The following is a 25,329-nucleotide window of genomic DNA, read 5'->3' on the forward strand; positions in this document are numbered from 1 at the left end:
AAAAGCCGGTCGTGTACCCGCATCGCCAGCCCCCGGACAGCCCGCACCACGCAGTCCTGACCACCATCGCCTCGGACTCACACACCTGGAACCTGCTCTTCCTGCAACTGCTGCTCGAGGAACAGGGCTGGGAGGTCACCAATCTCGGCGCGTGCGTCCCGGTCGGCGTCCTGATCGAGGAGGCCACGGCCCGTACGCCCGGCCTCATCGTCGTCAGCACGGTCAACGGACACGGCGCCGAGGAGGCCACGGGCCTGGCCCGCGCGGTGCGCGCCGTGCCGGCGCTGGCCAGGGTGCCGCTCGTCGTCGGAGGCAAGCTGAACACCTCGGGCACCATCGCCCCGGACGTCCACGCCTCGCTCATCGACGCCGGCTTCGACGCCGTCCTGACCGGCGCGAACGCCGTCCCCGGACTGCTCGCCCTGCTCGACACCCTGCCCGAGCACCGGCACGGAAGGCCCCATGCCGATGCCGTCCGCTGAACCCGCCCCCGCCGGCGGCGCCTTCCACCGCTTCATTGCCGACGCCGCCCGCACCGGCAGCCTCGTCGTGCAGCCCCGTATGGGCTTCGCCGACCCCGCCCGGATGCGCACCGGCCTGATCGCCACCCGTGCCGCCGACGCCACCACCGTCGGCACCCTCACCCTGGACAGCTTCACCCGCGTCGGCGATTACGCCGCCGCCGCCCGCGCCGTCGCCCAGGACCACCACCTCAACGGCTATCCGCTGGTCAGCATGCCCATCGAGACCACCACCGGTCTCCTCGACGGCGTCCACGGCCCCGGTTTCCCCGTCCAGGTACGGCACGGCTCCGCACAGCCCGGCCGGATCGTCGAAGCCCTCATCGCCGCCGGACTCGACGCCACCGAGGGCGGCCCTGTCTCCTACTGCCTGCCCTACGGCCGCACCCCGCTGGCCACCTCGGTCCGCGCCTGGGCCGAAGCATGCCGCAGGCTCGCCGCACTGCGCGAGGCCGGCACCGAACCGCACCTGGAGACCTTCGGCGGCTGCATGCTGGGCCAGCTCTGCCCGCCCTCCCTGCTCGTCGCCCTCTCCGTCCTGGAAGCCATGTTCTTCCGCCAGCACGGCCTGCGCAGCATCTCCCTCAGCTACGCCCAGCAGACCAGCCGCGAACAGGACGAGGAGGCCGTCCACGCGCTGCGCGCCCTCGCCGCCGACCAACTCCCGGACACCTCCTGGCACGTGGTCGTCTACGCGTACATGGGCGTCTATCCGGAGACCTGGGACGGTGCGCTGCGGCTCGTGGCGGACGCCGCCCGGCTCGCCGTGCGCACCGGCGCCACCCGGCTCATCGTCAAGACACCGGCGGAGTCGGCCCGCATCCCCTCCGTCGAGGAGAACGTCATCGCGCTGGAGACCGCCGCCGCTGCCGCCCGCACCACGCGGCCGGCCGCTCCGCCGCCGTCCACCGGCATCGAGGCGGAGGCCCGCTCCCTCGTCGAGGCCGTCCTGAACCTGCACGACGACCTCGGCCAGGCCCTGATCCGCGCCTTCGCCCACGGCTACCTCGACGTCCCCTTCTGCCTGCACCCCGACAACGCGGGGCGCACCCGCAGCTTCATCTCCGACCGCGGCCGGCTGGAGTGGTCCCGCACCGGGTCGCTCCCGCTCGGCCGGCCCACCGCCGCACAGCCGTCCCGGCGGCTGACCTCGTCCGGACTGCTGCAAGCGCTCAACCACGTCAAGAACCGCTACGACGACCCCGCCGCCCGCCTCGACAGGGCGAGCTGATCCGAGCGGCCCCCGCCCCGGTGCCCCTCCGCCACCGGTGGCTGGTGCCCCCGACCCGGCAACGACAGGACAGGACAGACATGACACTTCAGACGGATCTCCCGTCGGCGCCCGAGGCCGCCGCGTTGCCCTCACCGTTGGACCACCTGCGCGACCCGCGCACCCACGCGGCCTTGCGCATCCAGCAGGCACTCATGGCCGGTGCCCGTTCCTTCCTGCGCTCCGACGGCGCCGTGGAGATGGCCCACCCGGTCATCGGCCCCGTCACCGACCCGGGCTCGCGCGGCGCCAAGCAGGTCGACGTCGACTACTACGGCCACCGCTACAAGCTGATGACCAGCGCCATCCTCTACAAGCAGGCATCGCTGCTGGCCTTCGACCGCATCTTCCTCATCGCGCCCAACGTCCGCCTCGAACCCGTCGAGACCAGCAGCACCCACCGCCACCTCACCGAGTTCCGGCAGATCGACGTCGAGTACGCGGGCGCCACCCGGGACGATGCCATGGGCGTCGCTGAGCGGCTGGTCCGCCACGCCGTGACCACCGTCGTCGACGGGTGCGGCGACGACCTCGCCGTCCTCGGCCGCGACCCCGACGCCCTGCGCCGCCGCGTGGCCCGGCCGTTCGCCCGCGTCCCGCACGGCGAGGTCGTCGACGGTCTGCGCCGCGACGGGTACCCGCAGGCCGCCGGCACCGAGATCGAGTGGGAGGCCGAGGAGCGCATCTCCCGCCAGGCCGACGCCCCGTTCTTCATCGTCGGCTACCCCAAGGGCTCCCGCGGCTTCTACGACAAGGAGAGCACGGCCGAGCCCGGCACCCTGCTCAACTTCGACCTCATCGCCCCCGAGGGCTGCGGCGAACTGTGCAGCGGCAGCGAACGCGAGTACGACTACGCGGCCCTGGTCACCCGGATGCGCGAAACAGGCGAGAACCCCTCCAAGTACGCCTGGTACCTCGACGTCGCCCGGCACGGCATCCCCAGCAGCGCCGGCTTCGGCATCGGCCTGGAGCGCCTGACCCGCTGGGTCACCGGCCTGGACTCCGTCTGGCGGACCACAGCCTTCCCGAAGATCGCGGGGGTCGTGTCGCCGTGACCCAGCTGGCTGCACCCGGCCTGCCCGAGGACACCGTCCGCGCCCGGGCCCGCGACGGCGCCGCCGCCGTCTTCCCGCCCCTGAACAGCTACGGCACCGCCGTCTTCGGCGCCGCCCCCGAATCCGCCGGCGACGAGATCGACGGACTGCGCCTGGCCCCGCCCGTCTTCATGCCGGGCCGCCTGGCCAAGCTCATCGACCTCGGCCGCGAACCCCTCTACTCCGATGTCCGCCTCGATACCGCCCTCGGCGGCTTCACGGCTCCGCTGCCGGTCTACCTGTCGGCTCTCGGCTCCACCCACGTCACCGGCATCAGCCTCGCCCTCAGCCGCCAGGCCGGACGGCTCGGCATCCCCATGGTCATCGGCGAGAACGTCGCCCCCATGAACGGCTTCCGCTCCAGCGGCGACGACCACCGCAAGGGCCTGCTGGAACGCGTCCAGGCGTACTGCGAGGAACTCCCCGACGGCGTAGGCGGCATCTGCGTCCAGCAGAGCACCGAGGACGCCGACTCCGAGGTCTGGAACCAGGTCTACAGCGACCCCGCCGTCACCGGCCTCCTGGCCACCGGCCGCCTCGGCTTCGAACTCAAGGTCGGCCAGGGTGCCAAGCCCGGCCTCGGCGGCCTCACCATGATCAGCGAAGCGGTCGCGGCCGACCTCGCCGGACAGTACGCCGTCGAACGGCTGGGCCCCAGCGCCTCTTCGATCCTGCGCTGCGCGAGCCCGGGCACCTTCACCGACGAGATCTTCCGCCGGCAGATCCAGCTCATGCGCAACAACTACCCACGCGCCCGCTGCTGGGTGAAGCTCTTCCCCGGCCGCGACATCGGCCAAGCCGCCACCATCGCCTGGGACGCCGGCGCCGACGCCGTCGCCGTCGACGGTGCCGAGGGCGGCACCGGCTGGGCCCCGACCGGCTTCCTCGGCCACGTCGGACTGCCCCTCTCCGAATGCCTGCGCCGCGTCGACCCCGCCGGCCGCACCCTCCTCGCCAGCGGACGTGTCTGGGACGGCATCCGCGCCGTGAAACTGCTCGCCCTCGGCGCCCGCGCCGTCGGCCTCGGCCGCGCCGCACTGATCGCCGCCGACGAGGACCCCGAGCACGGCCTCGAACGCCTGCTGGACGCCATGGCACTGGAATTGCGCATGGCTGTCAGCGCACTGGGCCGCTACGCGGCGGAGGAGACCGGCCCCGAAGACCTTTGGGAGCCCCGGTCATGATCTACGAACACACCTACGAGCTGGTCACCGACGACCTCTTCGTCCTGCTGCCCCGGATGGTGCCCGGCTCGGACCTCTTCCTGAAGATCGAGGGCCTCAACCCGGCCGGCTCCGTCAAGCTGAAGACCGCGCTGAGCCTCATCGAGGACGCCGAGCACCGCGGCGTCCTCACGCCGGGCGCCCGCGTCATCGAGTCCTCGTCCGGAAACCTCGGTATCGCCCTCAGCTCCATCTGCGCCACCAAGGGCTACCGCTTCACCTGCGTCGTCGACCCGAACACCAACGCCACCAGCATCGATCACATGCGTGCCCTGGGCGCCGAGGTGGTCGTCGTCGACACCGTCGACGCCAACGGCGGCTTCCTCCAGTCCCGCATCGCCCACATCCGGCGCCACATCGAAGCGGACCCGACCGTGGTCTGGCTCAACCAGTACGCCAACCCGGCCAACCCGCGCGCCCATTACGAACAGACCGCGCGCACCCTGCTCAAGACGGTCCAGCATCTCGACTACCTGTTCATCGGCGTCGGCTCCACCGGCACGTTCGTCGGCTGCGCGCAATACCTGCGCGAGTTCTCGCCGCACACCCGGATCGTCGCCGTCGACGCCCTCGGCTCCGTCGTCTTCGGCGCCGCACCCGGCCCGCGACGCATCCCCGGGCTGGGCGCCAGCCGCATCCCCGAACTGTTCGAACCCGGCCTCGCCGACGACGTGGTACTGGTAGCCGAGGAGGACGCCATACGCGAGTGCCGGCTGCTCGCCCGCACCCACGGCCTGCTCACCGGCGGCTCCACCGGCTCGGTCCTGGCCGCCGTCCGCCGCCGCGCCGACACCATCCCAGCCGGCTCCCGCATCGCCGCGATCTCTCCCGACCTCGGCGAGCGCTACCTCGGCACGGTCTACAACAACGACTGGGTCGAGCGGAACTTCGGCGTCCCCACCTGATCCCGCCCGCGAAAGGCAACCACCGATGTCAACCTTCCACGTGATCGACGGCTCCGTTACCCAGGATGTCATCGACTCCGCGCCGTCGGACGTCCTGGACCTCGTGCGGGAGACCTACCTCCAGCACAGCCGCGGGGCCACCGTGAACCCCAACAGCCACTTCCTGCGCTTCCCGCACGATCCCGGCGCCCGGATCATCGCTCTGCCCGCCCACCTCGGCGGCGACACACCGGTCTCCGGCCTCAAGTGGATCGCCAGCTACCCGCAGAACGTGAGCCAGAACCTGCCGCGCGCCTCCGCCGTCCTCCTGCTGAACGACGCCGAGACCGGCTACCCGTTCGCCTGCCTGGAGGCGTCCGGCATCAGCGCCGCCCGCACCGCGGCATCCGCCGCGCTCGCCGTGGAGACCCTCGCCGACGGCGACAGCCCGAAGACGGTGCTCTTCGTCGGCGCCGGCGTCATCGGCCGGACCGTCTCCGACTTCCTCGCGGCGCGCGGCACCAACGTCCGCGAATGCCTGGTCCACGACCACGTCGACGCGTACGCCGAGACCTTCGCCGCCTACGCCGCCGGCACCCACGGCTGGCAGACCCGCACCGTGGCACAGATCGACGCGGCCCTGGCCACCGCCGACCTGGTCATCCTCGCCACCACCGCGCCGGCGCCCTGGCTGACGGACCGGCAGACCCTCGTGCCGGGCCAGCTCATCCTGAACCTGTCCCTGCGCGACATCCACCCCACCGTCATGATCAAGTGCCACAACGTCCTGGACGACATCGACCACTGCCTCACCGCGCAGACCTCGCCCCATCTGACGGAGATGGAGTACGGCACGCGCGACTTCATCGACGGCACGCTGGCCGACGTGCTGCGCGGCGATGTGACCCTGGCCCACGACCGCCCCACCGTCTTTTCCCCGTTCGGCCTCGGCGTCCTCGACCTGGCCGTCGGCTACCACATCTACCGAACCGCCCTGCGCACCGGTCGCGCCACCGAGATACCGGGTTTCTTCCCCGAGTTGAAGCGCTGGTGAGCCGGGCGGCACTGGCCGCATCCTCCGACGCCCCGGTCTCACGCTCCCACCGAACACCTGGTGGGACCACGAGACCGGGGCGTCGGCATGTGCGCCGAAAGGGGCAGGGAGGGAAATGTGGGAATACCGGGGTGGAGACGTCACCCGCAGCGGGGGCCCGGGGCAGCGCCGGGCAGGGAGACCCCGAGGCCCCGAAGCCCCGCGCCGCCCCGGGCCGACAGCGCGGGCCGAGCCCCCGCAGCGGCCTCCGTCCCCGGTGCACCGCGCGGTCCGGCCTGGCGGGTCGGGTGGAGCCCCGGTGGGGCCGGGTGATGAAGGGACCGAGCAGGGCGGCGCTCTCCCCAGGCCACGGCCACCGCCGCTCACGGACGACGGCGAGCCGATCATGACGAGGGGCCCACCACGTTTCCGTGGTGGGCCCCTCGTCGGCTCTGCCGGCTCCCGTACTCCGGCGACGATCCGCGGTCAGACCTGCAGCAGCTCCCGTTCCCGGTCGGCGCCGCCGGCCGGCACCGCCTCCCGCAACGCGGAGACCACGGCGTCCAGTTGCTCGTCGCCCCTGACCATCTCCATGTGACGACCCGGCATCGCCCGCTGGGCCAGACCTGCCGGGTAAAGCCCGCGCCAGTGGGCGAGGTACCGGGCCTCCGGTACCTCGTCACCGCTGCCGTCGCGCACCGTGTCGCTGACGAACAGCGTCGCCCTGGCCACCGAGCGGCCGGGCCGGTAGGCGGCGAGCGAGCGCACCTCGGCCTCCAGCACCGCAAAGGGAAGCCACTCGTCGAGCGTGACCAGATCCTCGTCGAGGTTCATCTCCGGAGCCAGACGTCGCAGCTCCCGCTCCGTCGTGGCCCGTTCGGCACCGTGCTCGTCCTGACCACGGCGCCACAACTCGTTCACCCGGCGGTACACCTCGGCGTGTCGCTGGAAGCGGTCCCGCTGGTCGTCGCCGGTCACCGCCGGCTCCAGCAGGTACAGACCGGCCACCTCCTCCGGGGCCTGCACGCCCATCGCGTGTGCAATCACCGCGCCGGTCGACCATCCGAGGATGGTGCACGGGCCCGCGGGCCGCACACGGCGGATCTCCCGCCAGTACCGGTCCGCGATCGACTCGATCCCGACGAGCGGCGCCTCGTCCGCGTTCAGTCCCGGCGCCTGGACGCCGTACACGGTGCACCTGCCCGTCAGGCATCGTGCGAGAGCCCGGTACGGGTGGGTGCTGCCGCCGCCCGGGTGCACGCAGAAAAGGACGGGCAGCTCCGGGTCCGCCACGGACGACAGGAGCACCACCAGCCCGGCCGACTCCGCTTGCGGGACGTCCAGCGCGGCAGCCAACTGGGCCACCGTCGGCTGCCGCACGAACTGCTGGAGGGAGACGCCCAGACCGGCTTCCCGCAGCCGAGAAACCACCCGCACCGAGCTGATCGACTGTCCGCCCAGTTCGAAGAAGTTGTCGTGGATGCCGATGGTGTCGACGCCGAGGACGTCGGACCACACGCCGGCGATGGTCTCCTCCGTCGAGTTCCGGGGTGCGGTGTAGGTGGTGGCGAGTTCGGGGCGGTGGTGGCCGGGCGCGGGGAGCGCCTTGGTGTCGACCTTTCCGTTGGGTGTCAGGGGCAGTTGGTCGAGGGGGACGTAGGTGCTGGGGACCATGTAGTCCGGCAGTTGCCGCTGCAGGTGCGTGCGGAGTTCGGACGCGTCGGGACTGTGTTCCGGGGCGGGCACGACGTAGGCGACCAGACGCTTGTCCCCGGGGGTGTCTTCGCGGGTGGTGACGGCGGTGGTGTGGATGTGGGGGTGGGTGTTGAGGGCGGCTTCGATCTCGCCGAGTTCGATGCGGTAGCCGCGCAGCTTGATCTGGTTGTCGATCCGGCCGATGAACTCGAGGGTGCCGTCGGGCCGCCATTTGACCAGGTCCCCGGTGTGATAGGTGCGCGGATCGGGACGGGGCGGGGTGAAAGGGTTGGGGGTGAAGCGCTGGCGGGTGAGGTCGGACCGGTTGTGGTAGTGCCGGGCCAGACAGATACCGCCCAGCAGGGCGTGGCCGGGGATGCCGACGGGGGCGGGCTGGTTGTGGTGATCGACGACGTAGGCGGTGGTGTTCGTGATCGGCCGGCCCAGCGTGGTGGTGCCCCCGTGCGGATCAGGTGCGGTCGTCAGGCTCATCACGTTCGCCACCGAGCCCTCGGTCGCGCCGTACTCGTTGCTGAACGTCGTTTGCGTGCTGCTGGTGCTCAGGAGCCGGGCGACCAACTGCGGGGTGAGATTCTCGCCGCCGGCCACGATGGTGGTGATGTGATGACGCGCGCTACGGGTCTCCAGATGCGCGGCAAGGACCTCCAGATGGGAAGGAGTGGCCTTGAGGAAACTGATCGGGGTATCGGTGCAGATCAGGTCGATCGCCGCGTCGAACGCCGTCTGGTCCGGTGCGGTGACGGGAATGACGAGCTGCTGGCCCTGGATGAGAGGCAGGAACAGCGCCGTGATCGTCAGATCGAACGTCACCGACGAATACAGGACCGAACCGATCCCGCCCGGGATGTGCGCGGGATAGTTCTGATCACACCAGTGCAGATAATTCACGACACCCCGGTGCTCGAGAGCGACACCCTTCGGCTTGCCCGTCGAACCCGAGGTATAGATCACATAGGCCAGATCGTCCGGAGAGGCCAGCGGTTCGGGATCGGTGTCCGGACCGGCCGGCCACTGAGTGTCGACCAGGATGCGCTCGATCCCGCCGGGCAGCCGGTCGGCCAGACCGGAACTGGTGATGATCAACGGCGTGCCGGTGTCCTCGACCATGTAGGTGATCCGGTCGGTCGGATAGTCCGGATCGAGAGGAACAAACGCGGCACCGGCCTTCAGGATGCCCAGCAGCGTGGCAATGAGATCGGGCGAACGGTCGAGACAGACAGCAATCAGGGTGTCTGCGGTGACACCGGTGCCGCGGAGGTGGTGGGCGAGCCGGTTCGCACGGGCGTTGATGTCACCATAGGTCCAACGACGCCCCCCATCCGTGACAGCAACCGCATCAGGACTGGCCGCGACACGCTCCTCGACGAGCCGATGAATGGTCACGGCGTCCGGATACGGACCGGTGACACCATTCCACTCGACCAGCACCTCCCGCCGCTCCCCCACCGTGAGCATATTGAGATCGCCGATGCGTGCGCCGGGCGAGTCCACTAGGGAGGTCAGCAGGCTCTCGAGGTGTCCGGCCATGCGCTCGATCGTCTTCGCGTCGAACCTGCTCCGGTCGTAGACGAAGCGGAACTCCAGGGCCCGGCCCGCCGATACGACGAGGGTCAGCGGGTACCCGGTGCGCTCCACACAGTTGACCAGGCGCCGGGTCAGTCCCTCGGGGAAGTCAGACGGCTTCTGCACCACCGGGTAGTTCTCGAAGACGAGGATCGACCGGAACAGTGGCTCGCCGCGCGGGATCCTGCTGTGCTTCTGCACGTCGACGAGGTGACAGTACTCCCACTGCCGCATCTCCAGTTGTTCGTCCTGGAGATCCCTCAGCCACTCGGAGACGACCAGGTCGCCCGTGAGCCGGCCGCGCACCGGCAGCGTGTTGATGAACAGGCCCATCATCGACTCGACGCCGGGCAGATCGATCGACCGGCCCGAGATGGTGGAGCCGAACAGCACCTCGTCCTGGCGGCTGTACCGTGAGAGCAGGACCGACCACAGGCCCTGCACCAGTGTGTTCATCGTGACGCGCTGGGACTTGGCGTAGTCCCGGGCCCGCGCGAACAGCTCTGCGGAGGCGCACACCTCGAACTCGCCGACTCCCGTGTCACCGGTGTCCCGGTCGATGTGCAGGGCGGTGGGCTCCGTGATGCCCGCCAGGTAGTCGGTCCAGAACGCCGCGGAGCCGTCGTCCTGCCGGGAGTTGAGCCACTCGATGTAGCGGCGGTAGGGGACGGTCGGCGGCAGTTCGGCGGAAGTGCCGCCGAACAGCGCGCGGTAGAGGGCGAACAGCTCCTTCTGGAGGATCTGCACACTCCAGCCGTCGAGGAGGATGTGATGGAACGACCAGACAACGATCCGGCGCTCCTCCCCCATCCGCAGCACGGTGACCCGGACCAGCGGGGCCCGTGAGAGGTCGAACCCCCGGTCCCAGTCCTCCGCCAGGAAGGTGCTCAGCCGCTCCTCCTGACCGGACAGGCCGCGCAGATCCCTCACTTCGAAGGGGAGGGGAGCTTGGCGCTGCACCACCTGCACCGGCTCCGACACTCCCTCCCACACGAACGCGCTGCGCAGGATCGAATGCCGGTCGACGAGCTGCTGCCAGGCGGCTCCGAACAGCGTCTCGTCGAAGGGTCCTTCGACCTCCTCCGTCATCTGCACCATGTACGGGCGCGTGTCGGAAGTGTCCTCCAGCGAGTGGTAAAGCATGCCGAACTGCAGGGGCGAAAGTCCGTAGACGTCTTCCACGTTGTGCGCACTCATATCGAGAACCTCTTCAGGATCGCGGCCATGTCGGCGTCACCGACATCGGTGAGGGGAACACCGGGGGACTCCCGGCGGGCGTCGGCGGCTCCGTCGGCACTGCCGGCGATCAGCTCGCGCAGGTGGCCGACGACACCGTCGGCCAGGCGCTCGACGGTGCGCCGCTCGTGCAGCGCGGTCGAGTAGTTGATGTACAGGCCGAACGTGTCGCCTTCGACGGCGGCGGTCACGTCCAGCACGTTCCAGCGCATGCCGTCCGGGCTGATCGAGTGGCCCTTGGGCTCGTCAGGACCGGCGTACCACCCGATGCCCGGCAGGTCCCTGGTGAACTGCCCCAGGTAGTTGAAGTTCACTTCCGGAGTGGGCTGCCGGCGCAGTACGGCGGCCATGTCCGGGGCGCCGAGATGACGCAGGATGCCGTAGCCGACGCCCTTGTTGGGGATCCGCGCCACCTGCTCGCGGACGGAGTCGAGCGAGGCCACCGGATCGGTGGCTCCCGGCGCCAGCCGCAGCGCGACGGGGAAGACGGACGTGAACCATCCGACCGTTCGCGACAGGTCCACGTCCGGGAACAGATCCTCACGGCCGTGTCCCTCCAGACCGATCAGGATCTCGTCGTCCCTCGTCCAGTCTCGCAGGGCGTGCGCCAGTGCGGTGAGCAACGCGTCGTTGATCTGGGTGCTGAAGACCCGTGGCACGTCCCGCAACAAGGCACGCGTCTCCTCGGGGCTGAGCGCCGCCACGACGCTGGCGGCGGATGCCAGGTCGTTGCGACCGTCCCGGTCACGCGGCACCCGACCGGCCGGCTTGGGCTCGGCCCAGTAGGCGTACTCGGCCCGCGCCTGAGCGGAGTCGGCGAAGCCGTTCAGTCGCTGGGCCCACGACCGGAACGACGTCGTCTTCGCCGGCAGCAGGGGCGCGAGATCGGCAGCCCGCCGCTCGTAGCAACTGCCCAGGTCCTCCAGGAGGATCCGCCAGGACACACCGTCGACTGCCAGGTGGTGTACGACGGTGAGCAACCGCTGGCCGCGCGTCGGTCCCAACTCCAGCAGGGCGGCCCGCAACAACGGGCCCTTGGCCAGGCCGAGGCTCTGCTGCGTCTCCTCCGCGATGTCCAGCGCCACCGACGCCAGGGACTCGTCCGAGAATCCGGACAGGTCGTGCACGTCGAGGATGTCGGTGTCCACGGTCTCGTCCAGGTACTGCCGCCGGCCGTCGGGCCCGTCCACGCAGCGCAGGCGCAACGCGTCGTGGTGCTCGATCAGGTCGGCCAGCGCGAGCCGCAGCACGTCGGGGGCGAGCCCGTCGGTGACGAGAAGCTCGGCCTGGTTGAAGTGGTCGAACGTCGGCAGGTCCTTCTCGAAGAACCAGTGCTGGATCGGTGTCAGCGGGACCTCGCCCGCCACGCGGCCCTGCTCTGCGTCGACCGGCGTGGTCGCAGCGGCGTGGACCGCGATCTCGGCGATCGTCTGGTTCTTGAAGATCAGCCGCGGAGTGAGGTGCACACCGAACTTCTTGGCCCGGGCGATCATCTGAATGCTGACGATCGAATCCCCGCCCAGTTCGAAGAAGTTGTCGTGGATGCCGACGGTGTCGATACCGAGGATCTCCGACCAGATCGCGGCAAGGGTGCGCTCGGTGTCCGTCCGGGGTGCGGTGTAGGTGGTGGCGAGTTCGGGGCGGTGGTGGCCGGGCGCGGGGAGCGCCTTGGTGTCGACCTTTCCGTTGGGTGTCAGGGGCAGTTGGTCGAGGGGGACGTAGGTGCTGGGGACCATATAGTCCGGCAGTTGCCGCTGCAGGTGCGTGCGGAGTTGGTGTGTGGTGGGGGTGTTGCCGGGAGTGGCGACGATGTAGGCGATGAGCTGTTTGTTGCCGGGGGTGTCTTCGCGGGTGGTGACGGTGGTGGTGTGGATGTGGGGGTGGGTGTTGAGGGCGGCTTCGATCTCGCCGAGTTCGATGCGGTAGCCGCGCAGCTTGATCTGGTTGTCGATCCGGCCGATGAACTCGAGGGTGCCGTCGGGCCGCCATTTGACCAGGTCCCCGGTGTGATAGGTGCGCGGATCGGGACGGGGCGGGGTGAAAGGGTTGGGGGTGAAGCGCTGGCGGGTGAGGTCGGACCGGTTGTGGTAGTGCCGGGCCAGACAGATACCGCCCAGCAGGGCGTGGCCGGGGATGCCGACGGGGGCGGGCTGGTTGTGGTGATCGACGACGTAGGCGGTGGTGTTCGTGATCGGCCGGCCCAGCGTGGTGGTGCCCCCGTGCGGATCAGGTGCGGTCGTCAGGCTCATCACGTTCGCCACCGAGCCCTCGGTCGCGCCGTACTCGTTGCTGAACGTCGTTTGCGTGCTGCTGGTGCTCAGGAGCCGGGCGACCAACTGCGGGGTGAGATTCTCGCCGCCGGCCACGATGGTGGTGATGTGATGACGCGCGCTACGGGTCTCCAGATGCGCGGCAAGGACCTCCAGATGGGAAGGAGTGGCCTTGAGGAAACTGATCGGGGTATCGGTGCAGATCAGGTCGATCGCCGCGTCGAACGCCGTCTGGTCCGGTGCGGTGACGGGAATGACGAGCTGCTGGCCCTGGATGAGAGGCAGGAACAGCGCCGTGATCGTCAGATCGAACGTCACCGACGAATACAGGACCGAACCGATCCCGCCCGGGATGTGCGCGGGATAGTTCTGATCACACCAGTGCAGATAATTCACGACACCCCGGTGCTCGAGAGCGACACCCTTCGGCTTGCCCGTCGAACCCGAGGTATAGATCACATAGGCCAGATCGTCCGGAGAGGCCAGCGGTTCGGGATCGGTGTCCGGACCGGCCGGCCACTGAGTGTCGACCAGGATGCGCTCGATCCCGCCGGGCAGCCGGTCGGCCAGACCGGAACTGGTGATGATCAACGGCGTGCCGGTGTCCTCGACCATGTAGGTGATCCGGTCGGTCGGATAGTCCGGATCGAGAGGAACAAACGCGGCACCGGCCTTCAGGATGCCCAGCAGCGTGGCAATGAGATCGGGCGAACGGTCGAGACAGACAGCAATCAGGGTGTCTGCGGTGACACCGGTGCCGCGGAGGTGGTGGGCGAGCCGGTTCGCACGGGCGTTGATGTCACCATAGGTCCAACGACGCCCCCCATCCGTGACAGCAACCGCATCAGGACTGGCCGCGACACGCTCCTCGACGAGCCGATGAATGGTCACGGCGTCCGGATACGGACCGGTGACACCATTCCACTCGACCAGCACCTCCCGCCGCTCCCCCACCGTGAGCATATTCAGCTCCGACAGACGCGCACCCGGTGCGGCCGCCACCGACGCCGCCAGAGTCGTGAAATGGCCGGCCAACCGCTCGATCGACGCCCGCTCGAACAGATCCGTCCGGTACTCCAGGACCGCCAGCAGCTCACCGTCCTCCTCCGCCGCGGTCAGCTGGAGGTCGAACTTGGCATCCTGACCGCCCACACCGACCTGCTCGACCGTCAGACCGGGCAGGCTCCACGACTCCCCGTCCGGGGTGTTCTGGAAGACGAAAAGGGTCTGGAACAGCGGGTTGCGGGACAGGTCCCGGTCGGGGGCCAGCTCGTCGACAAGGCGTTCGAAGGGGAGGTCCTGGTGGTCGTAGGCACCGAGCGCGGTGTCCTTGACCCGGTCGAGGAGTTCGGTGAACGCCGGGTCACCGGACAGGTCGGTGCGCAGGACGAGGGTGTTGACGAAGAAACCGATCAGGCCCTCCGTCTCGGCGCGGTTGCGGCCGGCGATCGGGGTGCCGACCGCGATGTCGTCCTGGCGGCAGTAGCGGGCCAGAACGATCTGAAACAGGGACAGCAACGCCATGAACAGGCTCGCGCCCTGCCCGCTCGCCGTCGCCCGCAGCGCCTCCGTCACCTCCGACGGCACCGAGAAGTACACGGTGTCGCCCTCGGCGCCCTCCCGTTCGGCGGACCGACCGTGGTCGGTCGGCAGCTCCAGGGCCGGTACCCCTGCGAGACGCTCGCGCCAGTACGCCAACTGCCTCTCCAGGAAATCCCCGCTGAGTTGCTCCCGCTGCCAGGCGGCGAAGTCCGCGTACTGCACGGGCAGTTCGGGCAGCGACGCCTCGCGTCCGGCGACGGCAGCCATGTACAGCTCGCGCAGTTCGCGGACCAGAATCCCGGAGGACCAGCCGTCCGAGACGATGTGGTGCAGCGTGATCAGCACGTACTGGTCGTCGTCAGCGACGCGCACCACGTCAACCCGCAGAAGCCGCCCGCCGTCCAGCTCGAACGGTCGCCGCGCCTCGGCCGCCGTGATCTCCAGTGCGGCCCGCTCCCGGTCGGCCGTCGGGACGGTCCGGACGTCGTGCACCACCGGAGTGACCGACCACGGTGCGTCCACGATCTGCGCGGGACGGCCTGAGTCGTCCGTGACGAACCGGGTCCGCAGCACCTCGTGCCGGGTCACCAGACCGGTGAACGCCGCACCCAGTGCACAGGCGTCGAGCGTGCCGCGCACCCGCAGGCCGAACGGCACGAGGTATTCGGCGCTGCCCGGCGTCAACTGGTCCAGGAACCAAAGCCGCTGCTGCGCGAACGACAGGGGCAGTGGACCGCTGCCGCGGTCGAGCGGTACCAGCGGCGCCTCGTCGGCCGTCCCCAGCTCTCGCACGACCCCGGCCAGTGTGGCCGGGGTGGGTGAGGTGAAGAGGGCACGCACCGGGACGTCCAACCCGAGCCGCTGCCGCAGACGCGACGTCACCTGTGTCGCGAGCAGTGAATGCCCGCCCAGTTCGAAGAAGTTGTCGTGGATGCCGATGGTGTCGACGCCGAGGACGTCGGACCACACGCCGGCGATGGTCTCCTCCGTCGAGTTCCGGGGTGCGGTGTAGGTGGTGGCGAGTTCGGGGCGGTGGTGGCCGGGCGCGGGGAGCGCCTTGGTGTCGACCTTTCCGTTGGGTGTCAGGGGCAGTTGGTCGAGGGGGACGTAGGTGCTGGGGACCATGTAGTCCGGCAGTTGCCGCTGCAGGTGCGTGCGGAGTTCGGACGCGTCGGGACTGTGTCCCGGGGCGGGCACGACGTAGGCGACCAGACGCTTGTCCCCGGGGGTGTCTTCGCGGGTGGTGACGGCGGTGGTGTGGATGTGGGGGTGGGTGTTGAGGGCGGCTTCGATCTCGCCGAGTTCGATGCGGTAGCCGCGCAGCTTGATCTGGTTGTCGATCCGGCCGATGAACTCGAGGGTGCCGTCGGGCCGCCATTTGACCAGGTCCCCGGTGTGATAGGTGCGCGGATCGGGACGGGGCGGGGTGAAAGGGTTGGGGGTGAAGCGCTGGCGGGTGAGGTCGGACCGGTTGTGGTAGTGCCGGGCCAGACAGATACCGCCCAGCAGGGCGTGGCCGGGGATGCCGACGGGGGCGGGCTGGTTGTGGTGATCGACGACGTAGGCGGTGGTGTTCGTGATCGGCCGGCCCAGCGTGGTGGTGCCCCCGTGCGGATCAGGTGCGGTCGTCAGGCTCATCACGTTCGCCACCGAGCCCTCGGTCGCGCCGTACTCGTTGCTGAACGTCGTTTGCGTGCTGCTGGTGCTCAGGAGCCGGGCGACCAACTGCGGGGTGAGATTCTCGCCGCCGGCCACGATGGTGGTGATGTGATGACGCGCGCTACGGGTCTCCAGATGCGCGGCAAGGACCTCCAGATGGGAAGGAGTGGCCTTGAGGAAACTGATCGGGGTATCGGTGCAGATCAGGTCGATCGCCGCGTCGAACGCCGTCTGGTCCGGTGCGGTGACGGGAATGACGAGCTGCTGGCCCTGGATGAGAGGCAGGAACAGCGCCGTGATCGTCAGATCGAACGTCACCGACGAATACAGGACCGAACCGATCCCGCCCGGGATGTGCGCGGGATAGTTCTGATCACACCAGTGCAGATAATTCACGACACCCCGGTGCTCGAGAGCGACACCCTTCGGCTTGCCCGTCGAACCCGAGGTATAGATCACATAGGCCAGATCGTCCGGAGAGGCCAGCGGTTCGGGATCGGTGTCCGGACCGGCCGGCCACTGAGTGTCGACCAGGATGCGCTCGATCCCGCCGGGCAGCCGGTCGGCCAGACCGGAACTGGTGATGATCAACGGCGTGCCGGTGTCCTCGACCATGTAGGTGATCCGGTCGGTCGGATAGTCCGGATCGAGAGGAACAAACGCGGCACCGGCCTTCAGGATGCCCAGCAGCGTGGCAATGAGATCGGGCGAACGGTCGAGACAGACAGCAATCAGGGTGTCTGCGGTGACACCGGTGCCGCGGAGGTGGTGGGCGAGCCGGTTCGCACGGGCGTTGATGTCACCATAGGTCCAACGACGCCCCCCATCCGTGACAGCAACCGCATCAGGACTGGCCGCGACACGCTCCTCGACGAGCCGATGAATGGTCACGGCGTCCGGATACGGACCGGTGACACCATTCCACTCGACCAGCACCTCCCGCCGCTCCCCCACCGTGAGCATATTCAGCTCCGACAGACGCGCACCCGGTGCGGCCGCCACCGACGCCGCCAGAGTCGTGAAATGGCCGGCCAACCGCTCGATCGACGCCCGCTCGAACAGATCCGTCCGGTACTCCAGGACCGCGCGCAGTCCCTCCGCCGACTCGACCGCCGTGAGCGTCAGGTCGAACTTGGCGACACCCCGCTCGATCTCGACCGGCTCGATCCGTGTGCCCGCCAGCTCCCATGCCTGGGCCTCCGCGCTGCCGGGCGCCTGGAAGACGAAAAGGGTCTGGAACAGCGGGTTGCGGGACAGGTCCCGGTCGGGGGCGAGTTCCTCCACGAGGCGTTCGAAGGGGAGGTCCTGGTGGTCGTAGGCACCGAGCGCGGTGTCCTTGACCCGGTCGAGGAGTTCGGTGAACGCCGGGTCACCGGACAGGTCGGTGCGCAGGACGAGGGTGTTGACGAAGAAACCGATCAGATCCTCCGTCTCGGCACGGTTACGGCCGGCGACCGGGGTGCCGACCGCGATGTCGTCCTGGCGGCAGTAGCGGGCCAGAACGATCTGAAACAGGGACAGCAACGCCATGAACAGGCTCGCGCCCTGCCCGCTCGCCGTCGCCCGCAGCGCCTCCGTCACCTCCGACGGCACCGAGAAAGTGACCACGTCACCGCCGCCGCTCGGCTGCGCCGGACGCTGGTGGTCGGTGGGAAGCTCGAGCGGCGTCACGTGGGCGAGGCGCTCGCGCCAGTACGCCAACTGCCTCTCCAGGAAATCCCCGCTGAGTTGCTCCCGCTGCCAGGCGGCGAAGTCCGCGTACTGGATGAGGAGTTCGGGCAGCGAAGCCTCGCGTCCGGCAACGGCGGCCGCGTACAGTTCGCGCAGTTCGCGGGCCAGAATCCCGGAGGACCAGCCGTCCGAAGCGATGTGATGCACCGTCAGCAGCAGGAAGTGGTCGTCGTCCGCGAGCCGCACCACGTCGGCCCGCAGGAGCCGCCCGGCCTCCAGGTCGAACGGCCGCGTCGCCTCGGTGCGCAGCACCTCGCCCGCGCGGGTCTCCGCGTCCGCCTCGGCCCGCAGGTCGTGGACCGTGACCTCCACCGGCCAGGGTGCGCTGATCACCTGCCGCGGTGTGCCGTTGTCGTCCGCCGGGAACGCCGTCCGCAGCACCTCGTGCCGGGCCACCAGACCTGACAGTGCTGCGCCGAGCGCGGGGACGTCCAGCGCGCCGCGCACCCGCAGCACTGTCGGCACCAGGTATTCCGCGCTGTCCGGCGTCAGCCGGTCCAGGAACCACAGCCGCTGCTGCGCGAACGACAGCGGCAGCGGTCCGGCCTCCTGGTCAGCCCGTACGATCCGGGCCGCTTCCGCACGCCGCCGCATGCGGGACAGCAGCCGTGCCTCCACCGAGTTCTCGCCCATGATGTTCCGTCCTCTTCGTCTTCTCGCGTGGGCAATGGGCCGCTGTTTCAGGAAAGCTGTTCCTGCACGTCGAACAATTCGATGAGCTGTTGCTTGATGCCGATGACGGTCGACGACTGAAAAAGGCGTCGCAGGCCGATGCGTACTCCGGTCACCGACTCGACCTGATTGACGAGTTGGAGGGCGAGCAGGGAGTGCCCGCCGACGTCGAAGAACCTCTCGTGGACCCCTACGCGTTCGACGCCGAGCACGGCGGCCATGATCCCGGCGATCTCCGCCTCGATCTCGTCCCGTGGCGCGGTGTATCCGGCCGTGCTGTCGCCGTCGTTCCCGGGGGCCGGCAGTGCCGCGTGGTCGACCTTGCCGTTCCGGTTGAGCGGCAGTTCCGGCAGGATCGCGAACGCGGACGGCATCATGGCGCGAGGCAGGCGTTCGGCGGCCCACTCGCGCAGCGCGCCGACGTCCACCGTGGCGTCGGGCGCGGGCACGCAGTAGGCGACCAGCCGCTTGTCGCCGGGAGTGTCCTCCCGGACCACCACCGCGCAGGCCCCGACCGCGCCGTGGGTGAGCAGCGTCGCCTCGATCTCGCCGAGTTCGACCCGGACGCCGCGCAGTTTCACCTGACGGTCGATCCGTCCCAGCAGGTCCAGTTCTCCGTCCGCGGTGAACCGGCCGAGATCGCCCGTGCGGTACATCCGGCCGCCGCGGAACGGGTCGGCGACGAAACGCTCGGCAGTGAGGTCGGGCCGCTGGTGGTAACCGCGCCCGACGCTGTCGCCACCGAGGTACACCTCGCCCAGCACACCCGCAGGCACGGGACGGCGGTCCGGGTCCAGGACGTACACGGTCTGGTTGACCATGGGACGGCCCGCGAAGACCGGTCCGGCCGGGTCCGTGCGCGAGGCCCGCCAGTACGTCGTGTCCACCGAGACCTCGGTGGCGCCGTACAGGTTGACGAGGTCACCGGGGAAGCTCTCGGTGAACCGGCTCACCAGCGTCGGCTGGAGCGGCTCGCCACTGGCGAAGGCGTACCGCAGGTGCGTGCAGTCCACGGGCCGTACCCGGGAGACGAACAAGTCCAGCAGGCTCGGCACGAAGTGCAGGCCGACCACGCGGTGGGCGCGCATCAGGCGGGACACCTCGGCCATGTCGAGCCGGTCGGAGCCCGGCACCAGCACGACCGTGGCACCCTGCCACAGGGGCCAGAAGATCTCGTACGCCGACACGTCGAAGGACAGCGGCGTGGCCTGGAGGAAGCCCTCGCCCGGAGCGATCGGGAACGCGTGCTGCATGCCGGCCAGGTAGTTGACCACTCCGCGGTGTTCGATGCGGACGCCCTTCGGGCGGCCCGTGGAGCCGCTGGTGTAGATCAGGTAGCACAGGTCGCCGGGGTCCGCGACGGGTTCCGGCGCGTCCGTGGGCAGAGTGTCCGGCAGGTCGGCGGGGCGGTCCACGGCCAGCAGGTCCGGACCGTCCGGCAGCAGGGCGGCGTGCGCGATGTCGGTGACGATCAGCGGCGCGCCGGAGTCCGTCACCAGGTACGCCAGCCGTTCCTCCGGGTGCTCCGGGTCGAGCGGGACGTACGCGGCACCGGCCTTCAGGATGCCGAGCAACGTCCACACCATGGCGGGCGAGCGTTCCAGGCAGACGCCCACGGGTACGTCCGGACCGATGCCCGGCACAGCGCGCAGCCGGTGGGCCAGACGGTTGGCCCGCTCATCGAGCTGACGGTACGTCAGACTGTCCGTGCCGCAGACGACTGCGACCGCGTCCGGGTCCTGTGCCGCCCGCTGCTCGAACAACCGGTGCAGTGTCGCTGCCGGGACGGGCGCGGCGGTGTCATTCCATTCGGTGAGGACACGGTGCCGCTCCCCCGCGTCCAGCATCTCCACCTCGGACAGCGCGCTGTGCGGGCGAATCGTGGCCGCGGCCAGCAGGTTGGTGAAGTGGCCGGCCAGGCGGCGCGCAGTGTCCTCGGTGAAGAGGTCGTCCGCGTAGACCACGGCGCCGTCCAGCGTGCCGTCCGCCGCCTCCGCGAGGTACATCGACAGGTCGAACTTGGCGTCCCGGACCGGGGGCTCGACGGGCTCCGCCGTCAGGCCCGGCAGGTTCCAGGCGTCCGCGCCCGGCATGTTCTGCAACGCGAACAGGGTCTGGAACAGGGGGTTGCGGGACAGGTCGCGGTCGGGGGCGAGTTCCTCCACGAGGCGTTCGAAGGGCAGGTCCTGGTGGTCGTAGGCACCCAGCGCGGCGTCCTTGACCCGGGCCAGCAGTTCGGCGAACGTCGGGTCGCCGGACAGGTCGGTGCGCAGGACGAGAGTATTGACGAAGAAACCGATCAGATCCTCCGTCTCGGCACGGTTGCGACCGGCGACCGGGCTGCCGACCGCGATGTCCCGCTGCCCGCTGTAGCGGGCCAGCAGCAGCTGGAAGACGGCCAGCAGGGTCATGAACAGGCTCGCGCCGCTCTCGGCGGACACCGCGCGGGCACGGGCGGCGACCTCGGCGGGCACCGAGAACCGGACCACCTCGCCCCGCCCGCCGCGCTCCGCCGGCCGCGCGTGGTCGGTCGGCAGCTCCAGCGGCTCCATTCCGCTCAACCGACCGCGCCAGTAGGAGAGTTGCCGATACAGCGGCGCACCGGACAGCCAGGCGCGCTGCCACACCGCGTAGTCGGCGTACTGCACGGGCAGCGGATCCGGTCCGGGCGTGCCGGAGCGGTCCGAGAGGGCTTCTGCGTACCGCGCGGACAGCTCGCGCACCAGCACGCCCACCGACCAGCCGTCGAAGGCGATGTGGTGCACGGTGACCGCCAGGACGTACTCCTCGTCGGCCAGCCGTACCAGCAGCGCGCGCAGCATCGGTCCGGTGCCGAGGTCCACCGGCCGCAGTCCGTCCTCGCGCAGCACCTCCGCCAGGGCGTCCTCGCGGGCAGCCGTGTCACCCATCCGGCGCAGGTCCCGTACCAGCATCCGCACCGGCCGCGCCGGGTCGATCAGCTGCGCCGGGGAGCCCGCCGCGTCCGTACCGAACCGGGTGCGCAGGATCTCGTGGCGCGCCACCACCGCGGTGAACGCGGCGTTCAGGGCGTCAGTGTCCAGGGGGCCGTGGATGCGGAAGGCGAAGGGCAGCAGGTATTCGGCCCGACCCGGCTCCAACTGGTCCAGAAACCAAAGCCGTTGCTGCGCAAAGCTGAGTGGCGGCGGAGTGCTGTGGCGCGGCGCCGCCGGGATGCGGCCGGCCTCCGTGCCATCCATCTCCGTCACGGCCGCGGCCAACAGCGCCGAGGTCGGCGCGCTGAACAGCGTGCGCACCGGCACATCGGCGCCCAACCGCCGGCGCAGCCGTGACACGACCTGGGTGGCCAGCAGCGAATGCCCGCCCAGCGCGAAGAAGTCGTCGTGCACGCCGATCCGGTCGACGCCCAGCACCTCGGACCACACCTCGGTCACCGTGCGTTCGATGTCCGTGCGCGGCTCGGTGTACGCGGCGCCCAGTCCGGACCGGTCGGAGGCAGGCGCGGGAAGTGCCCGGCGGTCGGTCTTGCCGTTCGGGGTGAGCGGGATGCGCTCCAGCGGCACGAACGCCGTGGGCACCATGTAGTCCGGCAGGTCGCGCTGGAGGTGGGTGCGCAGCGCGCTCGCGTCGAGGGGGCCCACGGGCACCACGTACGCCACCAGCCTCTGCACACCGGGAACGTCCTCGCGCAGCACGACGGTGGCGCCGGTGATCGTGGGGTGGGCGAGCAACGCCGTCTCGATCTCGCCCAGTTCGATGCGGTAGCCGCGCAGCTTGACCTGGTTGTCGGAGCGGCCCACGAACTCCAGCCGCCCGTCCGGCAGCCACCGGGCGAGGTCACCGGTGCGGTAGACGCGCCGCGGCGTGCCGTCCACGTCCACGACGGTGAACTTCTCGCCGGTCAGCTCGGGCCGGTGCAGATAGCCGCGGGCCAGCCCGGGGCAGCCGATCCACATCTCGCCCGGCACGCCCACCGGCACCGGCCGGCCTTGGCGGTCGACCACGAACACCTTCGCGTTGGCGACCGGCCGGCCGATCGGCACCCGGTCGACGGGACCGGTGATCTTGGCGGTCGTCGCCTCCTGCGCGGCCTCCGTGGGGCCGTAACCGTTGACCAGAGGCACCGCGCAGTGCCGGAACCACTGCCTGACCTGTTCCCGCTGGAGCGCCTCGCCGCCGAGCCGGACCAGTCGCAGCTGCGGGCCCAGCGCGTCCGGCCCGTCCAGGTCGGCGGCCAGTGCCCCGAACGCCGACGGGGTGAGCCATGCCACCGTGACCCGGTGCTCGCGCAGCGCCGCCGCCAGCCGGCCCGGGTCCCAGGTGTCGTCGCGCAGCACCAGACCCGCCCCGGAGACGAGCGGGGCGAACATCTGACCCACCGACGAGTCGAACGCGATCGAGGCGAACTGCAGGACCCGGTCCTCGGGCGTGAGCCCCAGCTCACGGCGTGTCTCCCGCATCCGCGCACGCAGCGCGCCGTGGGTGATCTGCACGCCCTTGGGGCGGCCGGTGGAACCACTGGTGTAGATCACGTAGGCCACGTCGTCCGGGCCGGCCTGCGCCACCGGACCGGCGGAGGCGGTGTGCGGCCGCTCTGGCCAGTACCCGTCCAGCAGCAGCGTCGGCGTGTGGGCGGGCAGGCGGCCGGTGTGCGCGGACTGGGTGACGATCAGTGGGGCGCCGCTGTCCTCGACCATGTAGGCGAGCCGGTCCGTGGGGTACGCCGGGTCCAGCGGCACGTATGCCGCCCCCGACTTGTGGATGCCGAGCAGCGCGCACACCATGTCCGTTCCGCGGTCCAGGCAGACCGCGACCAGAGTGCCCGGCCCGGCACCGCGCTCGCGCAGCCGGCCGGCGATCCACTCGGCCCGCTCGTCGAGCTGACGGTAGGTCAGCCGGTCGGTACCGCAGGTCACGGCCGGCGCGTCGGGGTGGCGAGCGGCCTGCTCCTCGATCAGCCGGGTCACGGTCACCGTGTCCGGAGCGTCGGTGTCGGCCCCGTTCCACTCGCCGAGGATCGTCCGGCGCTCGGCGGCGGTCAGCATCGGGAGCTCGGACAGCCGGGCGTCCGGGGTGGCGCAGGCGGCAGCCAGCAGCGTCTCGAAGTGCCCGGCGAGCCGCACCATCGTGGCTTCGTCGAACAGGTCGGTGGAGTACACGACGGTGCCGTCCAGAGCGCCGTCGGCGGCCTCGGTGGCGTAGAAGGTGAAGTCGAACTTGGAGTCCTGGGCGGACACGTCGAGCTGCCGCACGGTCAGGCCCGGCAGTTCCCAAGACCGGCTGTCGGGGGTGTTCTGGAGGACGAACATCGTCTGGAACAGCGGATTGCGCGACAGGTCCCGCTGCGGGGCCAGCTCCTCCACCAAGCGTTCGAAGGGCAGGTCCTGGTGGTCGTAGGCGCCGAGCGCGGTGTCCTTGACCCGGGCCAGCAGTTCGGCGAACGTCGGGTCGCCGGACAGGTCGGTGCGCATGACCAGCGTGTTCACGAAGAAGCCGATCACGTTCTCGATCTCGGCCCGGTTGCGGCCCGCGATCGGGGTGCCTACCGCGATGTCCTCCTGGCCGCTGTAGCGCGACAGCACCACCTGGAAGACCGCCAGCAGGGTCATGAACAGGCTCGCGCCGGTCTCCTGGGAGAGCCTGCGGGCGCCGTCGGTGGTCTCCGTCGGCACGCGGAAGGTGAGCATGGCACCGTTGCCGCTGCGCCGCGCCGGGCGTCGGCGGTCGGTGGGCAGCTCCAGCGGTTCGGTGCCGGCCAGTCGGGCGCGCCAGTAGTCCAGTTGCTCCGCCAGCACCTCGCCGGTGAACCACTGGCGCTGCCAGACCGCGAAGTCGGTGTACTGGAGGGGAGGTTCGGACAGGCCGGCGGCCATGCCCGCGGCCCGCGCGCCGTACAGCGCGGTCAGCTCCCGGGACAGCACCCCCGCCGACCAGCCGTCGAAGGCGATGTGATGCACCGTCATATAAAGCAGGTGTTCCTCGTCGGCCAGCCGGATCAGCAGCGCACGCACCATCGGTCCGGTGCCGAGGTCCATCGGGCGGAAGCCCTCGGTGTCCACGATCGCGGCGGCCGCCTCCTCGCGCGCGTCCTGTCCGGCGACGGACCGCAGGTCGTGAACGGCGAGCGGCAGCGGCCGGGGTGGGTCGACGACCTGGCCGGGGTTGCCGTCCGCGTCGCTGGCGAAACGGGTGCGCAGCACCTCGTGCCGGCTCACCAGCTCCGACAGCGACGCGCGCAGCGCCGGGACGTCCAGCGGGCCGCGGATGCGCAGTCCCATGGGGATCAGGTACTCGGCCCGGCCGGGCTCCAACTGGTCCAGGAACCACAGTCGGTGCTGCGCGAACGACAGCGGCAGCGGACGTCCGTGCCGGGGCGCGCGGGGGATGACCGGAGCGTCGTCCGGAGCCCCGGCCGCCACCAGGGCGTCCATGGCGTCCGTCGCGCCCTCGACATCGAAGTCGGCCGACTCGAACAGCCGGTGGGTCCGCATCAGAGCTTCCTCCGCGAGGAACGACGCCACCGCCCGCACCGTCAACGGCTCCGGCAGTGTTTCCGTGCCGAATTCCGAACCGAATTCCTCCGCGATCCGGCGTGCCATTTCCGCCGCCTGCGGGCGGGTTCCGCCGAGCCGGAAGAATTCGTCCTCCGACCCGGTCACCTCGGCGCCGAGTACCGCATTCCACACTGTTGCGATGCGGGCTTCCGCAGGAGAGAAACCGCCCTGCTCGGCCCTCTGGCCGGAGGCCGCGGCCATCATCGGCTTCGTCGTCATGTGTCCACCAGTTCCTCGTCATCGACCGTTTGCGAAAACCCTCGGAAACTCAGCCGAATCCGATGCTCGCAGAGCGATCTGGAGGAGATAACTGGTCACTTCTGCCCGTCGGACGTGGTCACTTCTGCCCGTCGGGCGTGGGCACTTACGCCGGTCCGGGCGT

Annotated in this window: 9 protein-coding genes; 6 read left to right on the forward strand and 3 right to left on the reverse strand. The window is 70.1% G+C overall.

All coding sequences use genetic code 11. The annotated features are described in order from the left end of the window. Positions 1-11 precede the first annotated feature (11 nt). The 6 genes from OG978_RS02730 (at position 12) to sbnB (ending at position 6,046) form a co-directional block, all read left to right on the forward strand. Positions 12-482: a cobalamin B12-binding domain-containing protein gene (locus OG978_RS02730; RefSeq protein ID WP_326763635.1), complete on the forward strand. Its 471-nt coding sequence runs from the start codon at positions 12-14 to the stop codon at positions 480-482. After that, the gene (locus OG978_RS02735) at positions 469-1,752 is read left to right on the forward strand and encodes a methylaspartate mutase (protein ID WP_326769909.1); all 1,284 of its coding nucleotides are present in this window, start codon (positions 469-471) and stop codon (positions 1,750-1,752) included. The genes OG978_RS02730 and OG978_RS02735 overlap by 14 nt, the downstream gene beginning before the upstream one ends. Positions 1,753-1,832: 80 nt before the next feature. Continuing rightward, the gene (locus OG978_RS02740) at positions 1,833-2,846 is read left to right on the forward strand and encodes an asparagine synthetase A (RefSeq protein WP_326763636.1); all 1,014 of its coding nucleotides are present in this window, start codon (positions 1,833-1,835) and stop codon (positions 2,844-2,846) included. Then, positions 2,843-4,069 (forward strand): glutamate synthase-related protein, encoded by a 1,227-nt coding sequence (locus OG978_RS02745; RefSeq protein WP_326763637.1) that lies wholly within the window; start codon positions 2,843-2,845, stop codon positions 4,067-4,069. The genes OG978_RS02740 and OG978_RS02745 overlap by 4 nt, the downstream gene beginning before the upstream one ends. Then, positions 4,066-5,013: a 2,3-diaminopropionate biosynthesis protein SbnA gene (gene sbnA / locus OG978_RS02750; protein ID WP_326763638.1), complete on the forward strand. Its 948-nt coding sequence runs from the start codon at positions 4,066-4,068 to the stop codon at positions 5,011-5,013. The genes OG978_RS02745 and sbnA overlap by 4 nt, the downstream gene beginning before the upstream one ends. Positions 5,014-5,038: 25 nt before the next feature. Continuing rightward, the gene (gene sbnB, locus OG978_RS02755) at positions 5,039-6,046 is read left to right on the forward strand and encodes a 2,3-diaminopropionate biosynthesis protein SbnB (RefSeq protein ID WP_326763639.1); all 1,008 of its coding nucleotides are present in this window, start codon (positions 5,039-5,041) and stop codon (positions 6,044-6,046) included. A 465-nt stretch (positions 6,047-6,511) separates the two neighbouring features. Here sbnB and OG978_RS02760 read toward each other — a convergent pair whose 3' ends face one another. From OG978_RS02760 to OG978_RS02770, 3 genes are read right to left on the reverse strand one after another with little or no spacing between them, the layout of a single operon-like run. Next, positions 6,512-10,501, reverse strand: a complete 3,990-nt coding sequence (locus tag OG978_RS02760) for an amino acid adenylation domain-containing protein (protein ID WP_326763640.1) — start codon at positions 10,499-10,501, stop codon at positions 6,512-6,514. Beyond that, positions 10,498-18,375 (reverse strand): non-ribosomal peptide synthetase, encoded by a 7,878-nt coding sequence (locus OG978_RS02765; protein WP_326763641.1) that lies wholly within the window; start codon positions 18,373-18,375, stop codon positions 10,498-10,500. Before OG978_RS02765 ends, OG978_RS02760 begins: the two co-directional genes overlap by 4 nt. Positions 18,376-18,422: 47 nt before the next feature. Next, positions 18,423-25,166, reverse strand: a complete 6,744-nt coding sequence (locus tag OG978_RS02770) for a non-ribosomal peptide synthetase (RefSeq protein WP_326763642.1) — start codon at positions 25,164-25,166, stop codon at positions 18,423-18,425. Positions 25,167-25,329 lie beyond the last annotated feature (163 nt).

Origin of the sequence: Streptomyces sp. NBC_01591 (assembly GCF_035918155.1) — a bacterium.
Taxonomy (GTDB): domain Bacteria; phylum Actinomycetota; class Actinomycetes; order Streptomycetales; family Streptomycetaceae; genus Streptomyces.

Bases quoted from the DNA above. Each gene is read 5' to 3' on its own strand.
- OG978_RS02740 (WP_326763636.1), top strand. From the start codon at position 1,833: ATGACACTTCAGACGGATCTCCCGTCGGCGCCCGAGGCCGCCGCGTTG.
- OG978_RS02770 (WP_326763642.1), bottom strand. From the start codon at position 25,166: ATGACGACGAAGCCGATGATGGCCGCGGCCTCCGGCCAGAGGGCCGAG.
- sbnB (WP_326763639.1), top strand. From the start codon at position 5,039: ATGTCAACCTTCCACGTGATCGACGGCTCCGTTACCCAGGATGTCATC.
- OG978_RS02735 (WP_326769909.1), top strand. From the start codon at position 469: ATGCCGTCCGCTGAACCCGCCCCCGCCGGCGGCGCCTTCCACCGCTTC.
- OG978_RS02765 (WP_326763641.1), bottom strand. From the start codon at position 18,375: ATGGGCGAGAACTCGGTGGAGGCACGGCTGCTGTCCCGCATGCGGCGG.
- sbnA (WP_326763638.1), top strand. From the start codon at position 4,066: ATGATCTACGAACACACCTACGAGCTGGTCACCGACGACCTCTTCGTC.
- OG978_RS02760 (WP_326763640.1), bottom strand. From the start codon at position 10,501: ATGAGTGCGCACAACGTGGAAGACGTCTACGGACTTTCGCCCCTGCAG.